The organism is Bradyrhizobium sp. P2_E8, from assembly GCF_056403875.1.
On sequence record NZ_JBFUES010000719.1, the window covers coordinates 1 to 4062 of the forward strand.

Below are 4062 nucleotides of genomic sequence, written 5' to 3' on the forward strand. Positions count from 1 at the left end.
CCCGTGCGCTGGTCGAAGCTCGCCTGGGCGTCGGTCAGATCGCCGCCGGCGACCAGCACCTGCTTCTTGACCACGTAAGGCGTGGGCGGTGGCGAGGCGCTCATCAGCAGATCGGATTCCGGCGGCAACCTGCCCTGCTGCGCCTGATCCGGCGGCACGGAGGTGTCGACCATGCGGAATTCCATCTTCGCGGTCTTGCCCAGCAGTTCCTTCAGGCGGGTCGGGTCCTGAAGACCGGGGACCTGCACCAGGATGCGGTCGTTGCCCTGGCGCTGGATGACGGGCTCGACGGTGCCGAGTTCGTTGACGCGGCGCTCGACGATCTGGATCGACTGCTCGATCGTCTTGCGCATGCGGTCAAGCATCGCGGCCTGCGGGATGCTCAGGCGGATAACGCCGCCACCGGCGTCGGTCACTTCAAGGTCGCGCTGACCGCTGGAGCCCATCAGACCGCCGAGCGGCTGGGACAATTCGCGCAGCTTGGCGAGCGCCGGCTGGACGTCGGTTTCCTTGGTGATGCGAACCTCGGCCGCGTCGTTGCGCACGGTGACGCCGCCGGTGAAGCCGATCTTGGCGTCGCGCAGCGTCCGGCGAACGTCGTCGCGGACCTGGTCTAGCCTCTCCTTCTTCACATAGTTGGAATCGACCTCGAGCAGCAGATAGGAGCCGCCCTGGAGGTCGAGGCCGAGCACGAGCCGGCGCTGCGCCCAGGCGGGCCAGGTCTTGACCTGCGCCTCGGGGAAGAAGTTCGGGACCGCGCAGAGGCACACGATCAGCGCCGTCAGGATAATCCCGAGCGCTCTCCACCGCGTGAAATACAACATCGACTGGACCTGTCAGATCAGGAGACTTGAGATGCTCGCGGAAGCGATCACTTCGACGCGGCGTCGTCCTTGGCGGCTTCCTTCGCGCTATCCTTGGCCGGCTCACCCTTGGCGCGCACGCCGGAGATCATCTGGCGCATCTGCCGCACGCGGACGCCATCGGAAATCTCGAACTCGATCTGGTCGTCGTCGACGACCTTGGTGACCTTGCCGACGAGGCCGCCCGAGGTCACGACGGTGTCGCCGCGACGGATGTTCTTCACGAGGTCGGCGTGATCACGGACCTTCTTCTGCTGCGGACGCAGAATCAGGAAGTACATGATCACGAAGATCAGGGCGAACGGCAGCAGCGACATCAACATGCTGTTGGTGTCGCCGGCGCCCGCGGCCTGGGCATACGCAGGGGTAATCAGCATTCGGACGATCCTCGTGACAACGGGGGAAAGCCGGTCAGGCCCTCAAAGGCGACCGGCTCGGTCAAATTCGCGCGGACTATAGCGGCCACCGCCCCAATTGCAACGCTGCCAGACCGCCCTTTTGGCCACCTTGCGGCGCGCCGTCAGGCCCGATAAGGCTGCATTCTCAGGAACTTCGGACATGCCCAAAAAACCAAGCAAAAGCCCGGCCGGCAAAGGCCCCCGTACCCCTGCCAGGAAGCCTGCCCGCGTCGCGGCAAAACGCCCCACGGCAGCCTCCAAGGCAATCAGCAAGGCAGCCCCAGACCTCACCCAGGAGCGGATCGTCCGCGCCCTCGAGACCATTGCGGCGCACCTTTCCGCCCAGGGCAATCCGGCCGCCGAACCCGAATCGTTCGAGCGGGCGGACGCCTATGTCTGGCACCCCGACGGACGCCTCTCGGCGGTACCGCGGGTCAGCCGCGTCGAGCTGTTCCTCCTCAAGGGCGTCGACCGGATGCGCGACATCCTGATGGAAAACACCGAGCGCTTCGCAGGCGGCCTGCCCGCCAACAACGCCCTGCTCTGGGGCGCGCGCGGCATGGGCAAGTCATCGCTGGTGAAGGCCGCGCATGCCAGCATCAATGCGGACCGCAAGCCGGCAGACAAATTGAAGCTGATCGAGATCCACCGCGAGGACATCGAGACTTTGCCCGCGCTGATGGAACAGCTGCGCGCCTCGTCCTTCCGCTTCATCGTGTTCTGCGACGACCTCTCCTTCGACGGCAATGACGCCTCGTACAAATCGCTCAAGGCGGTGCTCGAAGGCGGCATCGAGGGCCGGCCCGAGAACGTCATCCTCTACGCCACCTCCAACCGCCGCCACCTGCTGGCGCGCGAGATGATCGAGAACGAGCGCTCGACCGCGATCAATCCGGGCGAGGCCGTCGAGGAGAAGGTGTCGCTGTCGGATCGTTTCGGCCTCTGGCTCGGCTTCCACCGTTGCAGCCAGGACGAATATCTCGCCATGGTGCGCGGCTATTGCAGCCATTTCGGCATCAACGTCGATGATGAGGCGCTGGAGCGCGAGGCGCTGGAATGGTCGACGACGCGCGGCTCCCGCTCCGGCCGCGTCGCCTGGCAGTTCGTGCAGGAGCTCGCGGGACGGCTGGGTGTGAAGCTGGCGGGGAAGTAAGGCGCGAAAACTCGCGCCCCAAACCCAACTGTCATTCCCCGCGCAGGCGGGGAATCCAGTACGCCGCGGCTTCTCAGTATCGCGTCACTGCCTCTGGGATACTGGATCGTCCGCTCCAGTGCGCAATTGCGCACGAGGCGGACGATGACAGCCGAGAATGTGGACAGCACGTGCCACAAACTCGTCATTGCGAGCGTAGCGAAGCAATCCAGAATCTTTCCGCGGAGGGACTCTGGATTGCTTCGCTGCGCTCGCAATGACAGCGGGACGGCCTCACCCCTCGCTCAAACACCTCCGCATCTCCCCGACCGCACGATGCGTCAGGCCAACGACCCTGGGGTCGATCGGCAGATGCTGCGACGACAGCTTCGCGATCACGATCTGGTTCGCGCGATCGACGAACAGATTCTGTCCATGGATTCCCATCGCAAACAGCATCCCCGGCTGGTCGTGGACGACGTACCAGCCGCTGCGATAGCTCATTGTGCGGCCGCCAAAACCTGCCGCGAATTCGCCCTGCGCCCAGGCCGCGCGGTCGCCATCTTCAGCGATGTCGTCGAGGCATGCGCGCGGAATGATCTGGCGGCCGTCGTGATGCCCGCCGGCGAGCATTAGTTGTCCCACACGCGCGAGGTCGCGCAGCGTCGCGCAGATCCCGCCGGTGCAGCGTGGCAGTCCATCGCGATCGACGGCAAGGAAGGCGCGATCCTCGGCGCCCATCGGCTGCCACAGACGCTCGCTTATGAGCGAAGCAAAKGACTGCCCGGTGGCGCGCTCGATCGCCCATCCCAACAGATCGGTGTTGGCGGAGACGTAGCGGAACGGCCCGCCGTGCGGTCGCGGCGCGACGTCGAGACCGCGAAAGAAATCCGATAAGCCGATCGGCGTCTCGGTTGCCGCAAGCGGCTCCCAGTTGGTCGCGATCGCATAGGCCCTCGCCTGCCGCTCGTCGAGCACCACGCCTGCGCGCATGTCGAGGAGATGCCGCAGCGTCGCATGCGCGTAGGCGGTCGCGGCGATCTCGGGCACGTATGCCGACACCGGCGCGTCGATGTCGAGCGCACCTTCGTCGGCGAGAACACCCGCGATCAGTCCGACGAGCGACTTGCTCGCGGACATGATGATGTGCGGCGTGTGCGGCGTCAGGCCGTGGCGATAGCTCTCGTGAACGATGCATCCCCGATGCAGGACGACGAGCCCGTCCGTATCCGTCGCCTTGAGGACATCGTCGAACCCAAGCGTGCCGCCGCTGCCATCGGCGAGGCCAAAGCGCTCGAACGCGAACGGCTTTTTCGGAAGAGGCATCGGCTGCGACGACGCGGCGATATCGGCGACCGGCAGCAGGCGCGGCACGTTGCGAAAGGCCCAGCGGCTGTGGGGCGAGTTTCGCCAGTTCGAGAGGTCGGCAACTTCCGGCGACGTGTCTGACATCCCCTGCGGGTCTCCCAGTTGATCTTGCTGACGAGCAGACTATCTCTCCCAAATCCGGACGATCTATCATCGATCGACCTGATTTGATGCGAGATCGTCCGGAATGGACCCCTTGAGCCAGACCATCGCCCTGCTCCGGCCCCGCGGGCTGCTTTGGAAGCAGCTGGAGGCGCGCGGCCCCTGGGCGGCGCGCTTTCCGAGCCATACGGGTGCAGCG

At 65.5% G+C, this 4062-nt stretch carries 3 protein-coding genes and 1 pseudogene; 1 reads left to right on the forward strand and 3 read right to left on the reverse strand.

Going from position 1 to position 4062, the window contains the following annotated elements:
- A pseudogene (locus AC1D00_RS30290) lies at positions 1-824 on the reverse strand (protein translocase subunit SecD); the annotation flags it as partial.
- 47 nt (positions 825-871) lie between these two features.
- Positions 872-1240 carry a preprotein translocase subunit YajC gene (yajC, locus tag AC1D00_RS30295; protein WP_135175270.1) on the reverse strand — a complete coding sequence of 123 codons (369 nt, stop codon included), beginning with the start codon at positions 1238-1240 and terminating at the stop codon, positions 872-874.
- Positions 1241-1421: 181 nt separating this feature from the next.
- Here yajC and AC1D00_RS30300 point away from each other — a divergent pair, with 181 nt between their 5' ends.
- Positions 1422-2414 carry an ATP-binding protein gene (locus AC1D00_RS30300; protein ID WP_477013194.1) on the forward strand — a complete coding sequence of 331 codons (993 nt, stop codon included), beginning with the start codon at positions 1422-1424 and terminating at the stop codon, positions 2412-2414.
- 273 nt (positions 2415-2687) lie between these two features.
- On the opposite strand, the gene AC1D00_RS30305 is transcribed toward AC1D00_RS30300, so the two are convergent.
- Positions 2688-3845 carry a serine hydrolase domain-containing protein gene (locus AC1D00_RS30305; RefSeq protein ID WP_477013195.1) on the reverse strand — a complete coding sequence of 386 codons (1158 nt, stop codon included), beginning with the start codon at positions 3843-3845 and terminating at the stop codon, positions 2688-2690.
- Between the last annotated feature and the right edge of the window lie 217 nt (positions 3846-4062).